Consider the following 22,788-nt stretch of genomic DNA (forward strand, 5'->3'; position numbering starts at 1 on the left):
CCTGTTTGAAAATTCCTTTTGCAAATTCATTTGTGATTAGCTCAGGACAAATGACTAATCTTGAAATCGTGGTGTCATGCAGTAAGGACAATCTAGCCATTCGGGTTGCAGCCCAGCTTGACAAGTTCGGCACGTCAGACTGCTCTTGCGTTTGGCTTTTAACTCTGCTTCCAAACCTGTATCGCTGAACGTTACCCGTTCTACTTCTTCTAAGGTGGTGTCGCCTTGGCGCACTAAATCCAAGCTGTAAGCCAGCAAAGTTTTCATCCCTTCTTCCACCGCCACTTCTTTGATGCGTTCTGTTGGTGCATCTTCGGTAATTAGGGCTTGCAGGTTTTCGGTGACTCGCATGACTTCATAAACACCACAACGTCCTCTGTAGCCAACGCCATTACATTCTGGGCAAAGCTGATTGTTTGCCTTGGCTTCTTGAATTTGCTCTGAAATGAGGGTGTTAGCTTTGTAAAAAGTGACACCAGCCTCTTGAGAAGCTGATAGACCGTAGCGAGCGAGTTCCTCTAAGGTGGGAGTGTAGGGAATGCGACAATTGGAACAGACACGCCGTACTAGACGCTGTGCCAACACGCCAATCAGAGAACTGGAAATCATGAAAGACTCAATGCCCATTTCTCCCAAACGGGCGATCGCCCCTGGAGCATCATTAGTATGTAACGTTGTTAAAACCAAGTGACCAGTCAATGCTGCCTCAATCGCTGTTTTTGCCGTTTCCTTGTCTCGCGTCTCACCCACTAAAAGCACATCGGGATCTTGCCGCAAAAAAGCTCGCAAAGTTGTTGCAAAATCTAGCCCTTTTTCCCGAATTACCTGCACTTGCGTAATTCCAGGTAAACTGTACTCAATTGGGTCTTCAACCGTACAGATGTTGATGCCTGGAGAGTTCCGTTCTGACAAAGCCGAATACAGCGTTGTTGTTTTACCAGAACCTGTCGGTCCGGTTACTAGAATTAGACCAAAGGGACGGCTAACCATCTCCTGGACAATTTGCAAAGTTTCTGGATCAGTAATTAACTTATCTAATCCGAGTTGGGTTGCAGAATTATCCAAAATCCGCAGTGCTACCTTTTCACCGTAGCGACTGGGCAAGGTACTGACGCGGAAGTCTACCTTGCGTCCCTCAAACACTCGCCTAATGCGTCCGTCTTGAGGGACACGCCGTTCAGCAATATCTAAGTTAGCAATAATTTTGAAACGAGCTATGACAGCAGGAATAATTTTTTTGGGCAGAGGGTCGAAAGCCTGACGCAGCACACCATCCTTACGAAAGCGAATGCGTAAGTTGTCTTCCTGCGGTTCTACGTGAATATCAGAAGCCCTCTCATGTAGTCCTCTGGCAAGGATTCTGTTAACTAAATTGATTACCGGGGCATCCTGGGCACCCTTCATCGCTGCGCCCAAGTCAGTATCCTTATCTTCAGGGGCATCATCTAAATTAAGATTTTCAATATTTTCTAAATCTTGGTTGATATCTGTAGACTTTTCCTGTTCTAAGTTCTTTTGTTTAACAGTCAGTTCATCTAAATATTGGTTAATCAGTTGCTGGTAATCTTCTTGGGTGATTACCATCCGCTGCAAAGCCCATCCCTGTGGGCGCAAAATGCGGTTCAAATCATCGCAAGCGTCTAGGTTATCCGGATCTACCATCGCCACCAAAACAGAGGGCGGGTTTTGGTCTTCATTCTTAGCAAGTGGTACCAAGTGATGGCGACGACAGATATCCACCGGAATGAGAGTATCAATCAGTTGACCAATTTTTGTTTTGCCAACTTGCCTAACTTCCAGATCGAGGGACTCAACACCGTAGAGTATTTTGAGTTCAAATAACTGCTGCTTTTTGTGTAGCCTATATAACTCTGGTGAGAGCTGGCGTCCTGAAATTGATTCCAGCACTTGTGTCAAAGGTCTGCCAGACTTGCGGCTTTCAATCAACGCCTGTCTCATTTGTTCGCTATTGACAAAGCCAGATTGCACCAGCTTGTTGCCGAAGGGCGAAAACTCTATTCTTGTAGTAAGAGCAGTACTACGTCTTTGTGATGACGATTGGGTCATATGTGAGCAATTCGTTGCAGAAACCTCTGATTAGAGTATTCCCAAACTGGCAGTTAGAATTGACACATATACTCAGTTAAATTTAGGCAAAAGTTTTTTAAGTCGTTTAGAGTTACGCATTTGCAGCGATTTGTTAGCCAGCAGCAATTGCCTTACCAAGCAACTGTTTGGAGATTTTCAATCTCTTGAAAGTGAGCATCGCGTGTAACTAATGTCAGATTATATTGAAGTGCAAGTGCTGCAATCCATATGTCGTTTTCGGGTAACGGTCGCCCTTTTAGGCGTAGCTTATTCTTGATCTCCCCATAATAACGAGAGGTTTCTGCGTCACATCCAAGTACAGCACTGTTAGCTATCAACTCATCAATACGTTCTAAATTCTCTTTTGAGCGTCCCGATTTTTTTGCACCATAACACAACTCGCCAACGGCAATACTTGGGATAAAGACCTCGTCTGCTTGTGCAAGGCTGTTTTTGACCGTCATCTCATCTGCAAACAGAGCAATAATAATGTTACTATCCAGCAGATATCTACCATTCATTGGTGTCAACCTGTTCACAGTCTTCTTCAATTGCTTCGCGCATCAACTGGATGTCATCTGATGGTATTGCACCAGCAAAACGCAGCAATTGCTGACCTGGAACACCTTGAATTGTTGAACCTGCCAAAGCAACTGCAAATTCGAGCACCTGCTGCTGCAAACTTTGGGGCATGGCTCTCAGTTGCTCAACCACCTTGTCAAGAATAGAGGTATCCATTTCACTCTCCTGCCCAATATCCTAAACATATTTTAGTCGGGCTGAGTTTGACTGCGAAGTTGATGAACACTCAACACCCCATCGGCAGCATTCAAGGAGAGTCCCTACCGATAACTCAACAGGCTAACAGTTGAGTTGAGCGGCGGCAGATAGCTTTGAATTCTAACCGACAACCTCTGTTCTGTCCGCTCCAACGATTTGTTAGCCCTCTGAGTGTAGCAACTGATTTTCACAGAAGACTCGCGGGCAGTGCTACCTACTATCAAGATTCAGGTGTTATTGATTTAACATCAACAGTTCTGCTAGCCATAAGTTTCGCCATTTCCCAAAGACTTTCATTTTGCTGTCGATAAAGTTCTATCTCCCTATCTTTTGCCTGTAACTGGTATCGATACTTTTCCTCCATCGCCTTCAAAGCCGTCTGGTATTCTCGCTTAAAATACTGTTCGACTTCTACCTTGTCTGCATTGGGAGGCACACTCACTCGGATCACAAAATTCCCATCCCCTTTGTTTTCAATAGATTGAATGATAAGGTCTGTTGTGTCAGCTTTAACTTGAAGTTGTCGGAAGGAGTATGCAAAGGCTTCCCAATTCACTCCATTACGAAAGATCAGGTCAACAGTAGTGATAGCTTTTTGAAAGAGTGTAGTGAAATCTCCTACCGCAAAAGTCCTGTCAGGATCACTAGGACGACGTTCTTCCAGATCACTTTTTAAGTAAATGTAGTCACAAATAACACTATTTTTGGACTTCAACACCAATTCAACTTGAAGAGAATCTGCGATCGCTCCACTGACAAACTCGGAACACCGAAAAGATAGAGACAGAAGATAACCTTTCGGTGGGGTTGACTATAATTGCCCAATTGACAAGGGTGTTTCGGCAATACGGTTACGAAGGTGCAACCCTAGCACGACTGTCAGAAGCCACAGGTTTAGGTAAAGCCAGCCTGTATCACCATTTCCCCAAAGGCAAGGAAGAAATGGCGGCGGTTGTTCTTAAGTCGATGAGCGATCGCCAAGAAGCCAGCATTATCGAAGCGTTACGCAACAGTGGCGAACCCGTTGACCGAATTCGTGTGATGACAACAAATGTGGATAAACTTTATAGTGGTGGCAAACAAAGTTGTCTTTTAGCAGTGCTTGCCCTTGGTGAAGCGAAAAACTTGTTTCACAACAAAATTCAGAATGCCTTTAATGTTTGGATTGATACCCTAGTGCAAGTATTGATGGAAGCGGGAATTGAGCGTTCTCAAGCACAGCAAAGAGCCGAAGATGCTATGCTTGCAAATTCAGGGTTCTCTTATACTAGCTCGAAGTTTAGATAATACTGTACTCTTTGAGCGTGTCCTAGAGCGCCTGCCAGAAAAACTTTTGCTTGTCTCAGGGTAAGTCAAGAAAACAGGACTTACGCATGCATTATGAAAAACGAACCGCCAAGGACGCAAAGGACACAAAGAAATAAGAGTTTCACCAGAGTTATTGCGTAAGCCCTAGAAAATAAATTTTTATAAAGTAATACATTTTACGTACGAAAAAACCCTGTATTTCATGTAGAGACTTCACACTTGCTTTATCTGGCAAAAAACAATAACCTGTCAGATAAAGCAAGCGTCCGCTCTTTGCAGCTCCTTTACCTTACGGAAAGCCGCCCTAGGAGCGTATACGCTAACGCACTCAGCATTTGTCAAAATAGATGACGGTGACCAAATAAAGGCTAAAGGATGAAGAATGAAGGATGAAATATTCCGTACTTCACTTCATACTTCCTACAATCCTACGGGAAGCCGTCCTCCGGGCGTCTACACTCTTTTGCCTTGAGTTCATAACTTGATACTTTAGGTGACCGCTTTTTGTAGCTGAATTTAAGAGCTGCAAAATATGGGGATAACTGCCCAATATAGCATCTGGGAAGAGTGCAAAATGATAGACGAGCAACAGCAAAACAATACAAACCAGCCATTAGGTGAACAAACCGAGGAAAAGCAAGCAATGACTAGCGACTCTACAGCCGAAATAAATGCCAACGCAACCCAAAGCGAAGTGACTGATCAAGTGTCAACTCAAGCCAACGTCTCTGGAGATACAGCTACGCAGAGTGAAGATAGTGGTGTTGCTGCAACTGAGGCTGCTGGTAATGAGTCCACAGCCAAAGAACCAGCAGTCAATCAACAAATTGAGTCCCTAAAAGCGCAGGTAGAAGAGCGTAACACTCAATATTTGCGGATTGTGGCTGATTTTGAGAATTACCGCAAACGAAATCAAAAAGAGAAAGAAGACTTGGAACAGCAGGTGAAGCGGAACACAATTACTGAATTACTGCCAATCGTCGATAATTTTGAACGGGCAAGGTCGCAAATCAAACCCCAAAATGATGGGGAAATGACCATTCATAAGAGCTACCAAGGCGTTTACAAGCTATTAGTTGATAGCTTAAAGCGTTTGGGTGTATCACCAATGCGTCCTGAAGGTCAACCCTTTGATCCAAATCTGCACGAAGCAGTATTGCGCGAACCTACGGATGAATATCCTGAAGGAACAGTGTTAGAAGAGTTAGTACGCGGATATTACTTGGGCGATCGCGTGCTGCGCCATGCAATGGTGAAGGTGGCTGCTCCAAAGGAAGATGCACCCTCTTCTGAAGAAAATCAGTCGAGCCCAGCTAACAGCTAAGCTGTAGTCGCTCGCCTTACTGACCAAAAGTGCCTGGCAAACTTGGGCGAGCATCGCATATCTAACCACAAACAAAAATAGTCCGCGAAACATCACGCCCGAAGTTGAGCAGCCTTGACCGGTGTTTGTGTAGCGCTAACACCGGATGGCGCTTAAAACTTCAAGCGAAAAGCACTCAGTAAAAATACCGATAAAAATACCGATATTTATGGGAAAAGTTATTGGGATCGACTTAGGCACTACCAACAGTTGTGTCGCGGTTCTCGAAGGTGGTCAAGCGATTGTCATTGCTAATTCAGAAGGCGGACGAACGACTCCTAGTATTGTGGGATTTGCTAAAGGCACTGAACGCTTAATCGGTCAACTGGCAAAGCGTCAAGCTGTCACGAACGCCGAAAACACAATTTTCAGTATCAAGCGATTTATCGGTCGTCGCTGGGATGACACCGCAGTTGAACGCGATCGTGTACCTTACACCTGTGTCAAAGGTCGAGACGATACTGTTGATGTCGAGATTCGTGGACATCACTATACACCACAAGAAATCTCCGCCATGATCCTACAAAAGCTAAAACAGGATGCGGAAAACTTCTTGGGTGAACCTGTAACTCAGGTAGTGATCACAGTACCAGCATATTTTACAGATGGTCAAAGACAAGCAACTAAAGACGCTGGCACTATTGCCGGACTAGAAGTTTTAAGAATTATCAATGAACCAACTGCAGCGGCTTTAGCCTTTGGGTTGGAAAAGCTTGAGCAAGAGCAGATCGTTCTGGTATTTGACTTGGGAGGCGGTACTTTCGATGTCTCTATCCTACAACTTGGGGATGGAGTGTTTGAAGTTAAGGCGACAGGTGGTAACAACCACCTGGGTGGGGACGATTTTGATAACTGTATCGTACGCTGGATGATGGAACGTTTCCAGCAGGAACAGAAAGTTGACCTGTCTCAGGACAAAATGGCTTTGCAACGCTTGCGGGAAGCAGCGGAAAAAGCAAAAATTGAACTTTCCAGTATGCTCAGTACTTCAATTAACTTGCCTTTCATTACCGCTGATGAAACCGGTCCCAAGCATCTGGAGATGGAACTCAGCCGCGCCAAATTTGAAGAGTTAACGGCACATCTGGTGGAAGCCACCATTGAACCGATGACTCAAGCGCTGAAAGACGCGGAACTCAAACCACAAGATATCGACCGGATTATTTTGGTGGGCGGTTCCACTCGCATTCCTGCGGTGCAAAATGCCTTGATCAAATTTTTTAATGGCAAAACTCCAGATCGCTCTGTCAGCCCCGACGAAGCAGTCGCACTAGGCGCAGCTATCCAAGCTGGGGTGCTGGGTGGTGAAGTTGATAATTTGCTTTTGTTAGATGTCACGCCCTTGTCTTTAGGTATTGAAACTTTGGGAGAAGTGTTCACCAAAATTATCGAACGTAACACCACAATTCCAACCAGTAAGTCCCAAGTCTTTTCCACAGCAATCGATGGGCAAAACTCAGTGGAAATTCACGTCCTTCAAGGTGAACGGGCAATGGCACGAGACAACAAGAGTTTGGGTAAATTTCTTCTCGCGGGAATTCCGCCGACTCCTCGTGGTGTACCGCAAATTGAAGTCTCTTTTGAAATTGATGTCAATGGCATTCTCAAAGTTTCAGCACAAGACAAAGGCACTCTTCGAGAACAAAGTATTCGGATTACCAATACAGGTGGCTTGAGTGCCAACGAAGTCGAAAGAATGCGGCAACAAGCCGAAATGTTTGCCGAACAAGACAAAAGACGCATACAACTGGTTGAACTCAAAAACCAGACGGATAATCTGTTATACAGTTACGAATCGACATTAAAGAACAATGGCAACTTGATTAGCGACCAGATGAGAGCCTTGGCAAATGAAAAAATGACACAGCTACAAGCAGCAATGACAGATGAAACTATTTCCCTAGCAGAATTTAAGCAACGGTTGGATGACTTCCAGCAAAGTTTGTTTGCCATTGGCTCCCAGGTGTATAACCGTGTTAATAGCCACGATGAAATGACTGAAGCTTCAGATACTTTATTGACCTCAGAAGCAGCCGCGCCAGTGAATGGAACGCTAACACCACAATTTAACTTTGATTTTGATGACGAAAATACTACGCAGGCTGATTATGAAGTGATAGACTAAGGAAATTATGAATTATGAATTATAAATTCTCAAAAGGTAATTCTTGATTTAGCACTGAGCATCATAATATCACTCGTAATAACACTGAATTGTCTAGCCGGAGGTTTATACTTCCGGCTAAATAATGTTACAGTACAAATGCAATTTCATGATGTCTGTGGGGTTTTCCACACTTTTTTGGGCGGGTAGCCTGTCTGTAAAATGAGCGGAGTTTTTGCCATCTACATAGCACAATTGTAAAAGATGCTTTTGTCGTCTACCACGAGGGAAGTACCTGTTGCAGTTATCAGTGCTGATCAATCAGTGCTGATGCGCAAGTAAAAATTTTTCTGGTTTCAATTTAGTCTTTGATTTCAAAACTAATTCCAGATTTTTTTACTGGGCAACGCCACTCGCCTGCCACTTAATTAAACAGGGAGAAGTGCAATGCTTCTGGCTGTGAGAGCGGGAAACCCTCTCTGAAGCTGCTTTGGGTCTACAACTGCAGGCAACCTTCTTCAGAGGAAAATATCCTCAGTATTCAGATTTGAAGACTGTTATGGTGATTTTTCTAAAGGGTAAAAGGTAAAATAATTTAGTATTAATAAAACTTAACCATTGCCTTCTGCCTTCTGCCTTGACAAACTTCTGAGCTCACTTTGCACAAGACGCGCGTAGCGCGGCTTTTCGTTAGAGTGGAGCTAACGCGCTTCGGCAACAAGCCGCTGCTGCCCTTGTTCTCTGTGCATAGCCGCTTTCTACCTTTTAACTTTCACCTTTGCTATATGGCTCGCGATTATTATGAAATTCTAGGTGTCTCTCGTGACGCCGACAAAGAAGAAATCAAACACGCCTACCGCCGCTTAGCCCGGAAGTATCACCCAGACGTGAACAAAGAACCGGGAGCTGAAGAGCGCTTTAAAGAAATAAACCGTGCTTATGAAGTGCTTAGCGAACCGGAAGTTCGCGCTCGTTACGATCGCTTTGGTGAAGCTGCTGTAAATGGTGGAGCTGGTGTAGGCTACCAAGATATCGGCGACATGGGTGGCTTTGCTGATATTTTTGAAAGCATTTTCAGCGGTTTTGCTGGCGGTATGGGTGGGACAACGCAAAGACGGCGTAGTGGACCAGTGCGGGGCGATGACCTGCGGCTAGACCTAAAGCTAGACTTTCGGGAAGCAGTATTTGGCGGTGAAAAAGAAATTCGCATTTCTCATTTAGAGACTTGTGAAATCTGTAGCGGATCTGGAGCAAAACCAGGTACTCGCCCCCGCACTTGTTCGACTTGTACTGGAACAGGTCAAGTACGTCGCGTCACTAGAACACCCTTTGGGAGCTTTACCCAAGTTTCGACTTGTCCCACCTGTAATGCTACAGGAATGGTCATAGAAGACAAATGTGATACTTGTGACGGTAAGGGTGCAAAACAAGTCACGAAGAAACTGAAAATTTCCATTCCACCTGGGGTGGACAACGGCACACGCTTACGAATCTCCTCAGAAGGAGATGCAGGTCAACGCAGTGGTCCTCCAGGAGATTTATACGTTTACTTATTTGTCAATGAGGATGAGGAATTCCATCGGGATGGCATCAACATTCTCTCAGAAATCAAAATTAGCTACCTGCAAGCGATTTTAGGCTGCCGCTTAGAGGTAAATACGGTAGATGGACCAGAGGAATTGTTAATTCCACCTGGAACTCAGCCAAATACTGTGATGAAAATGGAAAATCGTGGTGTACCACGTTTGGGGAATCCTGTCAGCCGTGGCGACCACATGATTACTGTGTTAATTGATATCCCCAACAAGTTAACCACTGAGGAACGTGAACTACTGGAGAAGCTCGCTAAAATAAAAGGAGATCGCACAGGTAAAGGTGGTCTAGAAGGATTTTTGGGAAACTTTTTTCACCAACGATGAGTCTATCTGCCCTCTCAACTCCTAATGCTCAACTCGATTTGCGCGGCACCCCTTGCCCGATAAACTTTGTACGGACAAAACTCCGTTTGGAGCAAATGCAACCGGGAGAGTTACTAGAAGTCTGGCTAGATCCTGGGGAGCCGATTGAGCAGGTTCCTGATAGTTTGACAATGGCGGGCTATCAGGTAGAGCAAATCACAGACTGCGTTGGTTATTTTTCCTTGCTAGTCCGCCGTCCCGATAGTGCCTCATGACAGGGGAAGGACTAGAAACTACTGACCAGTTAATAGGCACGGTCTTAGCCGTGCAAGCTAATTTTTATCGAGTACAACTGGATGTAGAGATAGGGGAGATGAGGGAGATGAGGGAGATGAGGGAGCAAAATCCCCCTGATCCTCCTCATCCCTTGCCTGCCCCCATCCTCTTATGTACCCGCAGAAGCCGACTGAAAAAAATTGGGCAACAAGTTATGGTGGGCGATCGCGTGGTCGTGGAAGAACCAGATTGGGCTGGCGGACGGGGAGCGATCGCGTCCGTTTTACCCCGTCAAAGTCAATTGGATCGTCCGGCGATCGCCAATGTGAACCAAATTCTGTTAGTTTTTGCCGTCGCCGATCCACCTTTGGAACCATACCAACTCAGCCGATTTTTGGTAAAGGCTGAGTCTACCGATATAGATGTGATTTTATGCCTGAATAAGTGCGATTTAATCTCAAAAGAACAGCAGGCAGAAATTTATCACCAGTTGGGAAATTGGGGCTACCAACCAATATTTATTAGTGTTGGTCAAGGTATAAATATTGACGAACCAGCAGACAAGCTCAAAGATCAGATTACGGTGATTGCTGGACCTTCCGGGGTTGGCAAGTCCAGCCTCATCAATGGACTGATTCCCAATGCTAACTTACGAGTCGGAGAGATTTCTGGCAAACTAGCAAGGGGTCGGCACACCACTCGTCACGTAGAATTATTTGAATTGCCTACCGGGGGTTTACTCGCAGATACTCCGGGATTTAACCAACCTGACCTTGATTCTCCTCCAGAAGAATTAGCAAGTTATTTTCCAGAAGCAAGGCAGAGATTAGCGGTTGGTAGCTGTCGTTTTAGTGATTGTTTACACCGAGACGAACCGGAGTGTATCGTTCGGGGAGAATGGGAACGATATCAACATTACTTAGATTTCTTAACAGAAGCGATTGACCGCCAGACTCACCAGAACCAGCAAGCAGATCCTGAATCCACTCTCAAGGTGAAAAGCAAAGGAAAGGGACAAACTCAGTACGAACCGAAGCTGGAATCTAAAAAATATCGCCGTAGTTCCCGCAGGACGCAGTTGCAGGAGTTGCAACACTTGTATCAAGAGAGTGAAGAATCATAGCCGATGTTGTGTTAATGCAGGCAATGTCTCTTAACCACCATAAAGTCTTAAAATAATCTTAAATCTACCAAATCCCCAACCTTCAATTAATAGGTAACACCCCGGAACTATTTATTATGGCTATCGGCTACGTTGCGCTTGTACTCCACGCACACCTGCCCTTCGTTCGTCACCCAGAAAGTGACTATGTGCTGGAAGAAGAATGGCTTTATGAAGCCATCACTGAAACTTACGTTCCCTTGCTACGAGTATTTGAAGGCTTAAAGCGAGACGGCGTTGACTTTAAAATCACGATGAGCATGACACCACCTCTTGTGTCAATGCTCCGCGATCCTTTACTGCAAGAACGCTACGACGCTCACTTAGCCAAGCTAGAAGAACTTATACAACTAGAACTCGAACATAATGCGCACAATGGTCATATCAAGTATTTAGCCGAGCATTACGCCAGTGAGTTTAAGGCGATACGAGAAGTTTGGGAAAGCTACAAAGGGGACTTAGTAACAGCTTTTAAGCAGTTTCAAGATACTAATAATGTAGAAATCATCACCTGCGGTGCCACCCACGGCTACCTACCACTGATGAAAATGTACCCGCAAGCTGTGTGGGCACAGATTAAGGTAGCGTGCGAACACTACGAGGAAACTTTTGGACAGCCACCCAGAGGTATTTGGTTGCCAGAATGCGCCTACTACGAAGGTGTAGATCGAATGTTAGCCGATGCAGGGTTGCGCTACTTCCTCACTGATGGACATGGCATTCTTTATGCCCGTCCTCGTCCGCGATTTGGCAGCTATGCCCCAATTTTTACAGAAAGTGGTGTCGCTGTCTTTGGTCGAGATCATGAATCTTCTCAGCAAGTGTGGTCTTCTGAGGTAGGCTATCCTGGTGCGCCGGAATACCGGGAATTTTATAAAGACTTGGGCTGGGAAGCTGAATATGAATACATCAAGCCCTACATCATGCCCAACGGTCAGCGGAAAAATACGGGCATTAAGTATCACAAAATTACTGGACGCGGTTTAGGGTTAGGAGATAAGGCGCTCTACGACCCCTACTGGGCAAGGGAAAAAACTGCGGAACACGCTGCTAATTTTATGTATAATAGAGAACAGCAAGCTGGGCATCTCTATGGTATAATGCATCGTCCGCCGATTATTGTTTCTCCCTACGATGCAGAGTTATTTGGACATTGGTGGTACGAGGGTCCCTGGTTCATCGATTACCTGTTCCGCAAGTCCTGGTTTGACCAAAAGACTTATGCAATGACCCACTTGGCAGATTATCTGCGGGCGGAACCAACTCAGCAAGTCTGCCGTCCTTCGCAATCGAGTTGGGGTTATAAAGGATTCCACGAGTATTGGTTGAACGAAACAAATGCGTGGATTTACCCACATCTGCATAAAGCAGCAGAACGGATGATTGAAATATCAAACAGGGAACCAGCAGATGAGTTGGAATGGAAAGCGTTAAACCAAGCGGCGCGGGAATTGCTGTTAGCGCAATCTTCCGATTGGGCATTTATTATGCGGACGGGAACGATGGTACCTTATGCTGTCAGAAGGACGCGATCGCACCTCATGCGTTTCAACAAGCTTTACGAAGACGTTAAAATTGGCAAAATCGATAGTGGTTGGCTGGAAAAAGTTGAGTTGATGGACAATATTTTCCCTAATATCAACTACCGAGTGTATCGTCCGTTGTAATTATAGGGGTTTTGACTTAGCTCAAATACACCAAGAACCTCACCCCACTAGCACCGAGAGGAGTTGGGGGTGAGGTGTTTTGGTATTATAGAGTATCTGGGTCAATGTTCAATTCCCTAAGTTTAGCGGCTAAGCGTTGCGCTTTCTCTTCAGCAGCTTGTCGTGCTGCTGCTTCTTCCTCATAGCTTAGCAGTGTTTGACCTGTCGCTGGGTCGTAGAAGCGCATTTCTCCTGATTGAATTCGCAACTCTAAACCCAAGACTTCACTGGATAACGATACTGTACCATCTGGCAAAGTACTGGTAGGGACTGGGAAATAGTTTCCATTGACTAAGCGCAAACCTTGGAGTTGGGGAGTGAGATAATCTCCTGTAGGGTCATATTGATAATATTCGCAAACTCCCAAAAAGGCGTAAATTCCTTTTTTTGCACCTTGGTCTTTTGTACGAGTTGCTTTTGAGGTAATCTCTAGAACAAAATCAGGAGTTTCATCATTTTCTTCCCAAGTTTTATAAGAGCGTCTATCACGATTATCTACTCCAAACACCACAAATATATCTGGTGCTACAACTGATTCTGGATTACCCTGTTCGTAGTAAATAAATAAATTGCCAGCAACATATACATCAGAACGGTTTTGGAAATATAGCCGTAGTGCGTTTCTTGCATAAGTTAAGTAACTGCACTGGATATCTCCTTCAGCCATTGGCTTACCGTCCTCATCTGGGTACTCAATTGGAGTAATAGGAAAATACTCTACTGCGGCTGTCATTGGCAATCCCTCAACTCATTAGGAGCTTAGGTTATATACTATCGTTTAGAATCCTGTCGTCATGACTGGGAGGCTGGGAAATCACGAGGAAATCTAAATCCTTTATCCGAGAAAAATATCTGACCGTCACTGGTTCCAAAAGCAGCCAGATTAAGAGAAGAGGAATTAATTTGATAAGAGGGAAAACCGTAACATTGGGCAAGTTTAATAAAATTAAGTATGGACGATGTTCGAGAACTAATCGCTATCCAACAAGAACTACCTTGTCACTGACCCCACCCTAAAAGGGATGGGGCTTGTCCGAGGAGATTTTGCCATTCTCTTAATCCAAGTTAAACCAGTGTCTAGCTTAGGGTACGAACCCAAACTGAACTATTTAAGTGTGGCAACTTACAAGACGTTACTGGATGCCTCCCTAGTCTGTAACCTCTCTAATAGTCAGTAGCGAAGGGAAAGACATACTCGTAAGAGGTTTATAGCAAATGTTTGTACCAGTCGTAGACTCAAACAATCGACCTTTAATGCCAACAACCCCCAGTAGGGCGAGACGTTGGATTAAATCAGGTAAGGCTACACCGTTCTTTAAAAAAGGAGTATTTTGTGTTCGGCTCAACGTAGAACCATCCAACCGCAATTACCAACCTATCGCAATAGGAATTGACCCTGGCAGTAAGCGTGAGGGTTTCACGGTTAAGTCCAGATCCCACACCTACCTAAACGTACAGACTCATAGCGTAGATTGGGTCAAAGACCATGTAGAAGTTCGTCGAAATATGCGACGCGCTAGACGTTTTCGTAAAACACCCTGTCGTCAAAATCGTGGCTTACGACTTGTCAACTTTCCAAAGTTGCCACCATCCACTAAAGCTAGATGGCAATGGAAACTTAGGATTTGTAAATGGTTAGTATCAATATTTCCTGTCACGGTTTTTGTTGTCGAAGACATCAAAGCTAAGACATGGAAGAACGGGCGCAAATGGAATGTGATGTTTTCTCCTTTAGAAGTTGGTAAGCAGTGGTTTTATTCTGAACTGCGGCAACTTGCTAATTTAGAGACTCGTACAGGAAACAATACTTACGACGAACGTCAAACTTTGGGGTTGAAAAAATCCAAAAATAAACTCTCTAATACGTTTAACGCTCATTGCGTTGATTCATGGGTTTTAGCTAACTCGTTTATTGGTGGGCATATTAGACCAGACAACACAATGTTAATTGAGGTGATTCCTTTAGAGTTTCATCGCCGTCAACTTCACCGCCTACAACATCAAGCGGGACACATTAGACCTCGTTATGGCGGAACCCTGAGCGCCGGGTTTAAGCGTGGTTCGGTTGTCAAACATTCTAAATATGGGTTCTGCTACGTCGGAGGTTGGCAAGAGTCACCAACAAAAAAAGATTCCAAAAGAAAAACAATTAGCTTGCATAGTTTAAGGACTGGTAAGCGATTGTGTCAAAACGCGCTGCCCACAGATTGTAAGTTTTTGTCTTACAACTTGTGGCGCATAGCAGGTTAATTTGTAAAGCCGTCCTAGAAGGACGGGGTTTCAGACCCAATTTTTCGATGAGTGAAAAAATCCAGACCGAAAAAGACTTTCTTACCGCAAGCACTAGTATCAAAACAAATCAAGAAACAGAAAACGAAAAAGTTCTATGTTCTCATTGTCAGCGCACCGCTACGAACGGTATTAAATGTAAAGGGATTTGTGTGGCTGACAATGACTATTAAGGTATGAAGTTTAAACAGTTGTCTCAAAGTCCGACTTTTTTTGGTGAAACTAAGCCACATCCTGCCACGGACATATTTTTACGATTATCGCTGTTTTGAGTTATTACCTAAGAAGAATTTACATAGGTTGTCGCTCACTATGCAATACCACAAATGAGTAGAAAAACGGTCATTGCTCAACTTCAAACCCAAGTCCAATATGAATATGCTTTGCCGCTCTAATCTCAGCATAATGGTGGTTGATAAGAGAGAAACCTGAATGTTGTAATGCGAATGGTAGTTTTTGTAAGTTAATAATTTTGGCTGATTGTTGCAATTTCAAGTTATGAAAAATACATTATTCGATAAAATTTTCCGTGACAGCGATGGCAAAATTGTTTTAGCTCAGATGCCAAACTTACCGCTTATTGTTTGGATAACAGCTAGTTTGCTCAAATTAGTTTTTACAACAGGGGTTGTGAATACAGGGTTAGAGGCACTTGCTTTTGGCTCTTTATTTACTTGGGCGTGGCTAGAATTATTTCAAGGCGTTAATTATTTTCGTAGAGCGCTAGGTCTTGGTGTGCTTATTGGTGTTATCGCGTCAAGAACTGTGGGTCTTGATGTACTTGGCTCTTTCGCTCTTTGATTCGAGGGGCGATCGCTCAGTCCTAGATGAAGGTGTGCGATCGCTATGAAGCGCATAACAAAGGCGATCGCTTTCCCGCCAAGAAGCTGCAATTGCCTCCTCCAGGTGCGCTTTGCGCAATCGCCGCCTACGGCGGGCGCTTTGCGGCTATGCCCTTTGGGCGGCTCCAGAGGAGCATCGCCACGCTCATTCTCCTTCATTGAACTTGGACAAAGTTGCCCAACCTTGGTCATTCCTTCCTATTTAGGAAAGTCTCTCATAGGGCAATACGGTTCAGATAAGACCAAAACTCTTATCAGGAACACAATGTAGAGACGCGCTGTTTGAAGCGTCTCTACACACATTATTTTTTACACATCAACCTTAACTGAACCGTATTGTCTCATAAAGGTGCCACGCAAAGCGGTTTTGTACCGCAAAAAAAAACAGGCAAAATGCCTGTCTTATAACTAATAATTTGGCTCGTTAATTAGAAATTCATTTCTGCAGCTTGGACTTTTTCAACCTGCTTCTTCTTGAGAACAAGCATAACTTGAGCCAACATCACAAGTGCGACAAATGCAATCAACCATTGAACTCTGCTGGCATCTTGTAGCACGATTTCCCCATCATCTTGACCGAATCCACCGACGTTTGGATTGTTGGTCAAAGGATCATCTTTTTTGACTGCTTGCCCTTCGGAAACAATCAATTCTGGTCCAGCGGGGATGGTATCAACGACTGTATCCCCAGATTCTGGCTGGATGCTAACTTGATACTTGACGTTACCGTCTTCATCTTCTGTTTTGGCGATTTTGCTAACCGTACCAGTAGCAGAAGCAGCATATACTGCGTTGTTGCTCTTTTCGCCTGTCGGGTAAATTTGTCCACGTCCCCGGTTAGCACCTAAGTGAACAGCATACTTACCAAACTGGATGTTTTTGTCCGTTGCGGGGTTGGGAGAAAGAACGGGGAAGACGATTTCCTGATATTGTTCACCAGGTAGTGGTCCGATGATAACGACGTTTTCTTTCTCTTCGCTGTAGGGTTGGTAGAACAGACCTTCGACTTCTTCCTTCCACTCCTCAGGAATGCGTTCTTCAGGAGCAATTTTGAAGCCTTCTGGTAGCATCAGCACAGCACCAACGTTTAAGCCGGTTTTGGAACCATCGGCACCCACCTGCTGCAAGCTGGTATCGTAGGGAATTTTGACCACGGCTTTAAATACCGTGTCCGGTAGAACAGACTGGGGAATTTCTACTTCGGCTGGCTTTGCTGCTAGGTGACAGTTGGCACACACAATCCGCCCTGTTGGTTCGCGAGGGGTTTCGGGGTAAGTTTGCTGTGCCCAAAAGGGATATGCTGAAGCTGCTTGAGGAAAGGCGAAATCGCTGGTGAAGAAAAATGTCACTGTAGCGATCGCTATAAGCAATGTTTTTACAACTGCTCTAGCACTGCGAGCTATACTCGCTGTTTGACAAACATTTCTCATCTCTATAAGGACAACTTGGACAACGTTCTCTGATATTAGTTATTAGTCATGCCTGATGTGTCATTAGTCAAGAGTCAAATTTCGACTCCAGACTGGTCCTATGCACTTTAGTCCTGATTAAGCCCACCAAGGTGCTTCCCCAGTGCGGAAGTCGGTTTCACTCCATTGAGTTAGAAGAATTTTGTCTTCTTCTACTTTTGCATGACTCAAAGCCAAAGATAGCGGTGCTGGACCTCGGACAACTTTACCAGTAGCGTCGTACTGCGAACCATGACAGGGACACTTAAACTTGTTCTCTGCTGCATTCCAAGGAACAACACAACCTAAGTGGGTGCAAACAGCGTTAATACCGTAATCAGTAATCGCCTCTTTGCTATCTACCACAATATAGGTAGGGTCTCCCTTGAGTCCTTGAACCAGAACGCGATCGCCTACATTATGGCTTTCTAAAAACTTGCTAACGCTGACATTGTTGCCCAACTCGTCCTTTGCTGTTGTACCACCACCAGCACCACCAGTTGCTGGTGGAATAAAATACTTGACAACGGGATACAATGCTCCCAGTGCCACTCCGGTTACAGTTCCAAAAGTCAGAAGATTCATGAATTGACGACGCCCCATATCGGGAACGTCCATTGATTCAGAAAATTGCGCCATAACCTACGCGTTCTTTGTGTATTTTGTTAACAAATTTGACAAGAGTTTCTCATGAAAAAACTCTTGTCTGAGCCAAAATGATAATACCTACAAGGATGCGAGAATGCTCTATGCAAAGATATTTCTAGCATCTTTCTTAGTAGGATTACATTTCTTTATAGTCCTATCATACTTGAGTAATGGAACTTAACATCATAACTAAATGTAAAAATATCTGAGAAAAGCTATGACGGGACAGGAATTACACCAACTATTGATTGAGAAGTGGGGACGCTCTTATGATGTCCAGTTGCGTCGGACACAGGGTAAAATATTCTTACAAGTTATGTGGAAATATTTAGAGCAAGCTTCCTTTCCATTAAGTGAGGCAGACTACCAAGAGCATCTCCAGAGTATCGCCAATTATCTTACTGGCTTGGGTTGTGAGACACAGGTGAAAAAGTATATTAGAGAAACACGAGAACGCCCACGACTTGGTAAAGCTGTGAGCATGCCCTTAGATTTGGGTGAACGCGCTGCGGAATGGTTGATTGAGTAGTTGAAAATATGAACGGCATTAGACGTCTGTAGACGCTTTAGACGTTCAGCGGTGTGCTGTTAGGGCGAACGAAGCCCTTGTTGAAGGGTAGGCGAGTACCGCTGCGCGGAAGTCAAAAGTCAAAAGTCAAAAGTCAAAAAGCTTATTACGTAGGCTTTTCACTGCTTTGGAATGGTAGCTTTATTTTCGCCGCGTTGTGCTAGGGCGCTAAGAAAAGAATAGAAAGAAAATTGTTATAAAATGCGCGGAAGTCAAAAGTCAAAAGTCAAAAGTCAAAAGTCAAAAGTCAAAAAGCTAATTACGTAGGCTTTTCACTGCTTTAGAATGCTAGCTTTATTTTCGCCACATTGTGCTAGGGCGCTAAGAAAAGAATAGAAAGAAAATTGTTATAGAATTCTTTTACCCAGAGGTACGTCTCTATCTGGCTGAATTAACACGACTTCACCATCGTCTAGTACTACGCCTAAGACAAGAACTTCAGACATGAAATCAGCGATTTGACGGGGTGGAAAGTTTGTGACAGCTAATATTAACCTGTGTGTTAAATCTTGTTTTTGATATAGTTTGGTAATTTGAGCGCTAGATTTTTTGATACCCAAATCACCAAAGTCTATCCAAAGTTTGTATGCTGGTTTGCGCGCTTCGGGAAAATCTTCTAATTTGATGATTTTACCAACACGAATTTCTACTTTTTCAAAGTCTTCATAGGAAATTTTTGTCATTTTCCTATCAGCTTAACTAGACCAATACCACCAAAGTAAAGCCCCAGCACAGCTCCTGCTAAAAGACTTTGGGTGAAGGGATCTGTTGAAGGTGTGAGAATTGCTCCTAAAATCACTGCCCCCAAAATGACGTAGCGCCAACCAGAAAGCATTTGTTTAGAAGAAACAATCCCTAAAGCACCAAGTAGCACTTGGATGATGGGGATTTGAAATGCTAATCCAGTACTAAAGAGCAGCAACAAGACAAATTCAAAATACTTGTCAATCGACCACAGTTGCTCGACTACGTCTGCACCATAGCTGATAAAGAATTTTAAAGCAGCTGGTATCAACAAAAGGTAGGCAAATACTATCCCGCCGCCAAACAGAACAGCTGACCCCAAAACCACAGGTGCCAGTAAGCGGCGTTCGCGCCGAGTCAGTCCAGGGAGGACAAACTGGATAATTTGGTATAGCACAAAAGGGCTAGACAACACTAACCCACTGTAGCCTGCGACTTTGAGGGAGACAAAGAAATATTCTCCGGGAGCCAGTTGCAGAAACTTTACTCCCTGTGCTGGTACTTCTAGCAGCTGAACAATCGGCTTAACAGCTAAAAAGCAGCCAATAATACCTACTGCTACAGCAATTAACGAGTAAAAAATTCGCTGTCGCAACTCCTCTAGGTGATCGAAAATTGACATTTCGATTTCACCAGGCAATTCATCAAGAGGATCTATAGGATCTATTTCTGGTTTTGAGTCGCCCTGTACTTCAACGTCAATACTAGGAGGAGTTGTTGTGTCTATGTCTTGTGAAGATGTCATGAGTTAGCTAGAGAGCATCACCTTTTAACCATTGTACTGGGAAGCAGGTGGATGTAGAGACGCTTTCATCTCTAGCGCCTCTGCACTCTTTAACATCACTGAAGCGGTAATTCTGGGTGTTCAGCCGAATATTTTGATACTATTTGGGAAATTTCCGGGTTGTAAAGTCTCAGGTAATTCCAGTAGTTACCAAACACCTGACGCACGTAATTTTTGGTTTCATCGAAGGGAATTGATTCTACAAATTCATCTGGATCTTCCTTAGGCAGAATTGGCAACCACTTGCTAACGTTACCAGGACCAGCATTGTAACTGGCAATTGCAAGCAGGGAGTTATTGCCATACTGCTGATGAGTGTGATCCAAATACCAAGTTCCCAGCATGATGTTGTTGTTGGGGTTTTGTAAATCAATTTTTTTGGTATCGAACTTAATTTGTGGGGCAATCCATTTAGCTGTATCTGGCATAACCTGCATTAAACCAGTCGCACCAGCCGTAGAACGAATTTTTGTCTCAAACCGGGACTCCTGACGTATAAGGGCAGTAACGAGCAAGGGGTTGAGCTGACGTTTTTCAGACCACTGCTCAATTTCGTTGAGATAGGGGAAGGGATAACGCGCTTGCCAATAGGTGATCTGTTTGCTTAAAGCTTGATATTCAGCTTGTTCTTGCGGCGTTTCTCGGTCTTCCAATTTAGAAATTTGATCAATTCCCTTGATATTTTCTCCTTTTGCCAGCTGCATCAAACCATCGGTAAATTCCTCTGCGACTGTTGGCTGCATTTTGTTCTGAAATTCCGTCTGCCATTGCAACCAAGCATCGCGGTCTTGACCGAGTAGGTACAATTCCTTAAAAGTTTCCGAACCCGCCGTTGGTAACGGACGCTGGATGGGGACGACCTGTGGGTTCATCTTACGCACTGTGTTGAAATTGCCAACATTTAGTCCCAAGGTTGCCGCTGCTCGCCACGAATAATAAGAGTAGGGAAAATTGCTGATTGTATACTCATAAGCTTGTTTTGCTTCCTGGTTTTTCCCTAATTTGGTTGCCCATTTGGCAACCCAAAAGCTGGCTCTGGGAGCCAAAATACTGTTGGGGTTATTTTTGGGAATCGGTTCTGCCCATTGCCATGCAGCTTTATAATCTTTTGCCTTCGCTTTTTGTTGTGCCATTTTCCAGCGATACTCTGCGGCTTCCTCAGAGTTACCATACTTGGTAAGAAGGAGCTTCAGAGCTTCAGAGGCTGCCTTTTGATCTTGAGTTTGAAGAATTTTGATTTTTTCTACCAGCGCTGTACCTGCTTTGTCAGGGTATTTACTAATGACCTGGTTGAGATAAGGCAAGGCGTCTTTGCGTACTGTTGCCATTTCTGCTAAACGCATCAAAGCAGTGCCACTTTCTTTTGCATCCGGAAATGTTTTCACCAGTTGTTGATACATGACAACGGCTTCTGCTCGTTGTCCGCCTACCTGCAATCCCCGTGCAACGCGGTAATAGTTTTGGGGTGTGCGCGTCGCTTTGCCATATGCTGTCGCCGCTTTACCAAATTCACTGTTTTCCCAGTAAGCCGTACCAATGATTTCCCATTCTTCAGGTTTTAGGGTAGAGTTGTTCGCCAGCTGATCTAATACAGGAACAATTCCTAGTTGGTCATAAGCGTATTTAGCCAACACTAACTGTAATTGCGGCTGATTGGGATTTTCCTGCAATCGCTTACGGACAATTTCCCAAGTTAGGGGATGCGAAGGAAATTCCGCGATCGCTTTGTCCTGATACTCTGGTAGGGCAATCAGATACAAAGCTTTCGCTGCTGCTGCTTGTTTGGGGTACTCTTTCACCACTTTCTGCCTAAGATCCGAGGCTTTGCCTTCTTCTCCTAGGAGTTCTTCTGCTTGCGCTTGCCTAAGCAACACATAAGGCGCAAGGAGTGGGTAATCTTTCTCTAGTCCTTTTAGTAACTCAAGTGCAGGTTTAGCTTGCTTCCTTTCAATTAAGTCACTTGCTAAAAGATAACGAGCGCGATTTCGATCTGCTGATTTTGCCCCCTCCTTGAGTGCTTCTAATTTTGCAGCACGTTCTTGTGGAGATTGTGACACCAAGGCAAAAACCGGTGATTTAGCTTTGCTTTCTTCCGAAAGCTGTTCAGGCTGAATCTTCCGTGGTTTAAGCCATTGTCCTACGGATTTTCCTATTTCGGGAGCTGACACGATTGCCCCAGCTAAAAAGGCACACAGCCCTGCACCCGCAATTAGAGAAATATGCTTTGTCTGTAGCTTCTTCAGCATCGATTCCCGCTGCAAATTTCACATGAATTTCTTGCCACTTTAGCATTACTAGTGGTCAACGTCGTCACTTTTAACTTTTGTATTTTTAATGTTGGGGATCGATGAGATGTCAATCACAAATCCGAACTTATCATTGGCACTTTGTTAAGTTAGATAATCTTTGTCATATCTCATAAAACAAAGACATATTACTCCAACTATTAAATCCATGTTTATCAACATAAACACTGAATTAAATCGTATTGCTGTATTTTATATAACAAATATATAATCTAAAAAATAGAGGATAATTTTAGGAATTAAACACTTTTTATAGAAATACTAGTACAAAAACATACAATTATTTTTTCAACAATGCTGTTAATAGTTAAGTCTTTGGATGAACCTTGATTTGCATCTTTATCCCCCTAATGGAGGATGCTAGCAAGATATAAGTATCAATAACAATATATTCTTTCACCATAGTATTTTAGAAACTTTGGTGAGCGATCGCTAAGCCATATAATTTTTGGAATTATAGCTGTTCTGGTGTTG

Annotated in this window: 21 protein-coding genes; 11 read left to right on the plus strand and 10 right to left on the minus strand. The window is 44.1% G+C overall.

Annotated elements, in window-relative coordinates; all coding sequences use genetic code 11:
- Nucleotides 1–54 precede the first annotated feature (54 nt).
- From ACM0OZ_RS15565 to ACM0OZ_RS15580, 4 genes are all read right to left on the minus strand, one after another.
- On the minus strand, nucleotides 55–2,067 hold the full coding sequence (locus ACM0OZ_RS15565) for a GspE/PulE family protein (protein ID WP_414583720.1): 2,013 nt from the start codon (nucleotides 2,065–2,067) through the stop codon (nucleotides 55–57).
- Nucleotides 2,068–2,219: 152 nt separating this feature from the next.
- The gene (locus tag ACM0OZ_RS15570) at nucleotides 2,220–2,609 is read right to left on the minus strand and encodes a type II toxin-antitoxin system VapC family toxin (protein ID WP_414583721.1); all 390 of its coding nucleotides are present in this window, start codon (nucleotides 2,607–2,609) and stop codon (nucleotides 2,220–2,222) included.
- Nucleotides 2,599–2,826: a hypothetical protein gene (locus tag ACM0OZ_RS15575; protein WP_414583722.1), complete on the minus strand. Its 228-nt coding sequence runs from the start codon at nucleotides 2,824–2,826 to the stop codon at nucleotides 2,599–2,601. The genes ACM0OZ_RS15570 and ACM0OZ_RS15575 overlap by 11 nt, the downstream gene beginning before the upstream one ends.
- A gap of 262 nt (nucleotides 2,827–3,088) precedes the next feature.
- On the minus strand, nucleotides 3,089–3,586 hold the full coding sequence (locus ACM0OZ_RS15580) for a hypothetical protein (RefSeq protein WP_414583723.1): 498 nt from the start codon (nucleotides 3,584–3,586) through the stop codon (nucleotides 3,089–3,091).
- Between the two features lie 83 nt (nucleotides 3,587–3,669).
- Here ACM0OZ_RS15580 and ACM0OZ_RS15585 point away from each other — a divergent pair, with 83 nt between their 5' ends.
- The 7 genes from ACM0OZ_RS15585 (at nucleotide 3,670) to ACM0OZ_RS15615 (ending at nucleotide 12,646) form a co-directional block, all read left to right on the plus strand.
- Nucleotides 3,670–4,155 carry a TetR/AcrR family transcriptional regulator gene (locus tag ACM0OZ_RS15585; protein WP_414583724.1) on the plus strand — a complete coding sequence of 162 codons (486 nt, stop codon included), beginning with the start codon at nucleotides 3,670–3,672 and terminating at the stop codon, nucleotides 4,153–4,155.
- A 595-nt stretch (nucleotides 4,156–4,750) separates the two neighbouring features.
- Nucleotides 4,751–5,500 carry a nucleotide exchange factor GrpE gene (gene grpE / locus ACM0OZ_RS15590; protein ID WP_414583748.1) on the plus strand — a complete coding sequence of 250 codons (750 nt, stop codon included), beginning with the start codon at nucleotides 4,751–4,753 and terminating at the stop codon, nucleotides 5,498–5,500.
- A gap of 208 nt (nucleotides 5,501–5,708) precedes the next feature.
- Nucleotides 5,709–7,664 carry a molecular chaperone DnaK gene (dnaK, locus tag ACM0OZ_RS15595; protein ID WP_414583725.1) on the plus strand — a complete coding sequence of 652 codons (1,956 nt, stop codon included), beginning with the start codon at nucleotides 5,709–5,711 and terminating at the stop codon, nucleotides 7,662–7,664.
- Between the two features lie 764 nt (nucleotides 7,665–8,428).
- Nucleotides 8,429–9,562: a molecular chaperone DnaJ gene (gene dnaJ, locus ACM0OZ_RS15600; RefSeq protein WP_414583726.1), complete on the plus strand. Its 1,134-nt coding sequence runs from the start codon at nucleotides 8,429–8,431 to the stop codon at nucleotides 9,560–9,562.
- Nucleotides 9,559–9,816, plus strand: coding sequence for a sulfurtransferase TusA family protein (locus ACM0OZ_RS15605; RefSeq protein WP_041037380.1), 258 nt, complete (start codon nucleotides 9,559–9,561; stop codon nucleotides 9,814–9,816). Before dnaJ ends, ACM0OZ_RS15605 begins: the two co-directional genes overlap by 4 nt.
- Nucleotides 9,813–10,940: a small ribosomal subunit biogenesis GTPase RsgA gene (rsgA, locus tag ACM0OZ_RS15610; RefSeq protein ID WP_414583727.1), complete on the plus strand. Its 1,128-nt coding sequence runs from the start codon at nucleotides 9,813–9,815 to the stop codon at nucleotides 10,938–10,940. Before ACM0OZ_RS15605 ends, rsgA begins: the two co-directional genes overlap by 4 nt.
- A 116-nt stretch (nucleotides 10,941–11,056) precedes the next feature.
- Complete coding sequence (locus ACM0OZ_RS15615) at nucleotides 11,057–12,646, plus strand: glycoside hydrolase family 57 protein (RefSeq protein ID WP_414583728.1); 1,590 nt, start codon at nucleotides 11,057–11,059, stop codon at nucleotides 12,644–12,646.
- A gap of 85 nt (nucleotides 12,647–12,731) precedes the next feature.
- On the opposite strand, the gene ACM0OZ_RS15620 is transcribed toward ACM0OZ_RS15615, so the two are convergent.
- Complete coding sequence (locus ACM0OZ_RS15620) at nucleotides 12,732–13,418, minus strand: Uma2 family endonuclease (protein ID WP_414583729.1); 687 nt, start codon at nucleotides 13,416–13,418, stop codon at nucleotides 12,732–12,734.
- 482 nt (nucleotides 13,419–13,900) lie between these two features.
- Here ACM0OZ_RS15620 and ACM0OZ_RS15625 point away from each other — a divergent pair, with 482 nt between their 5' ends.
- The 3 genes from ACM0OZ_RS15625 (at nucleotide 13,901) to ACM0OZ_RS15635 (ending at nucleotide 16,022) form a co-directional block, all read left to right on the plus strand.
- Nucleotides 13,901–14,935 carry an RRXRR domain-containing protein gene (locus ACM0OZ_RS15625; protein ID WP_414583730.1) on the plus strand — a complete coding sequence of 345 codons (1,035 nt, stop codon included), beginning with the start codon at nucleotides 13,901–13,903 and terminating at the stop codon, nucleotides 14,933–14,935.
- 537 nt (nucleotides 14,936–15,472) lie between these two features.
- Entirely contained in the window at nucleotides 15,473–15,775 is a 303-nt protein-coding gene (locus ACM0OZ_RS15630) for a hypothetical protein (protein WP_414583731.1), read from the plus strand.
- 112 nt (nucleotides 15,776–15,887) lie between these two features.
- Nucleotides 15,888–16,022: a hypothetical protein gene (locus ACM0OZ_RS15635; RefSeq protein WP_414583732.1), complete on the plus strand. Its 135-nt coding sequence runs from the start codon at nucleotides 15,888–15,890 to the stop codon at nucleotides 16,020–16,022.
- A gap of 222 nt (nucleotides 16,023–16,244) precedes the next feature.
- Here ACM0OZ_RS15635 and petA read toward each other — a convergent pair whose 3' ends face one another.
- Together petA and petC are read right to left on the minus strand one after the other, a co-directional pair.
- Nucleotides 16,245–17,246: a cytochrome f gene (gene petA / locus ACM0OZ_RS15640; protein WP_414583733.1), complete on the minus strand. Its 1,002-nt coding sequence runs from the start codon at nucleotides 17,244–17,246 to the stop codon at nucleotides 16,245–16,247.
- 117 nt (nucleotides 17,247–17,363) lie between these two features.
- Entirely contained in the window at nucleotides 17,364–17,903 is a 540-nt protein-coding gene (gene petC, locus ACM0OZ_RS15645) for a cytochrome b6-f complex iron-sulfur subunit (RefSeq protein ID WP_096561153.1), read from the minus strand.
- Between the two features lie 226 nt (nucleotides 17,904–18,129).
- On the opposite strand from petC, the gene ACM0OZ_RS15650 reads away from it, so the two are divergent.
- Nucleotides 18,130–18,441, plus strand: coding sequence for a DUF3067 family protein (locus ACM0OZ_RS15650; protein WP_414583734.1), 312 nt, complete (start codon nucleotides 18,130–18,132; stop codon nucleotides 18,439–18,441).
- A 386-nt stretch (nucleotides 18,442–18,827) separates the two neighbouring features.
- On the opposite strand, the gene ACM0OZ_RS15655 is transcribed toward ACM0OZ_RS15650, so the two are convergent.
- The 3 genes from ACM0OZ_RS15655 to ACM0OZ_RS15665 all read right to left on the minus strand — a co-directional run bounded on the left by ACM0OZ_RS15655 (nucleotide 18,828) and on the right by ACM0OZ_RS15665 (nucleotide 22,254).
- The gene (locus ACM0OZ_RS15655; protein ID WP_414583735.1) at nucleotides 18,828–19,163 is read right to left on the minus strand and encodes a tRNA-binding protein; all 336 of its coding nucleotides are present in this window, start codon (nucleotides 19,161–19,163) and stop codon (nucleotides 18,828–18,830) included.
- Nucleotides 19,160–19,969, minus strand: coding sequence for a twin-arginine translocase subunit TatC (tatC, locus tag ACM0OZ_RS15660; protein WP_414583736.1), 810 nt, complete (start codon nucleotides 19,967–19,969; stop codon nucleotides 19,160–19,162). The genes ACM0OZ_RS15655 and tatC overlap by 4 nt, the downstream gene beginning before the upstream one ends.
- A gap of 95 nt (nucleotides 19,970–20,064) precedes the next feature.
- Complete coding sequence (locus tag ACM0OZ_RS15665; RefSeq protein WP_414583737.1) at nucleotides 20,065–22,254, minus strand: transglycosylase SLT domain-containing protein; 2,190 nt, start codon at nucleotides 22,252–22,254, stop codon at nucleotides 20,065–20,067.
- Between the last annotated feature and the right edge of the window lie 534 nt (nucleotides 22,255–22,788).

Source organism: Scytonema sp. PCC 10023 (genome assembly GCF_963920835.1).
Classification (GTDB): domain Bacteria; phylum Cyanobacteriota; class Cyanobacteriia; order Cyanobacteriales; family Nostocaceae; genus Kalymmatonema.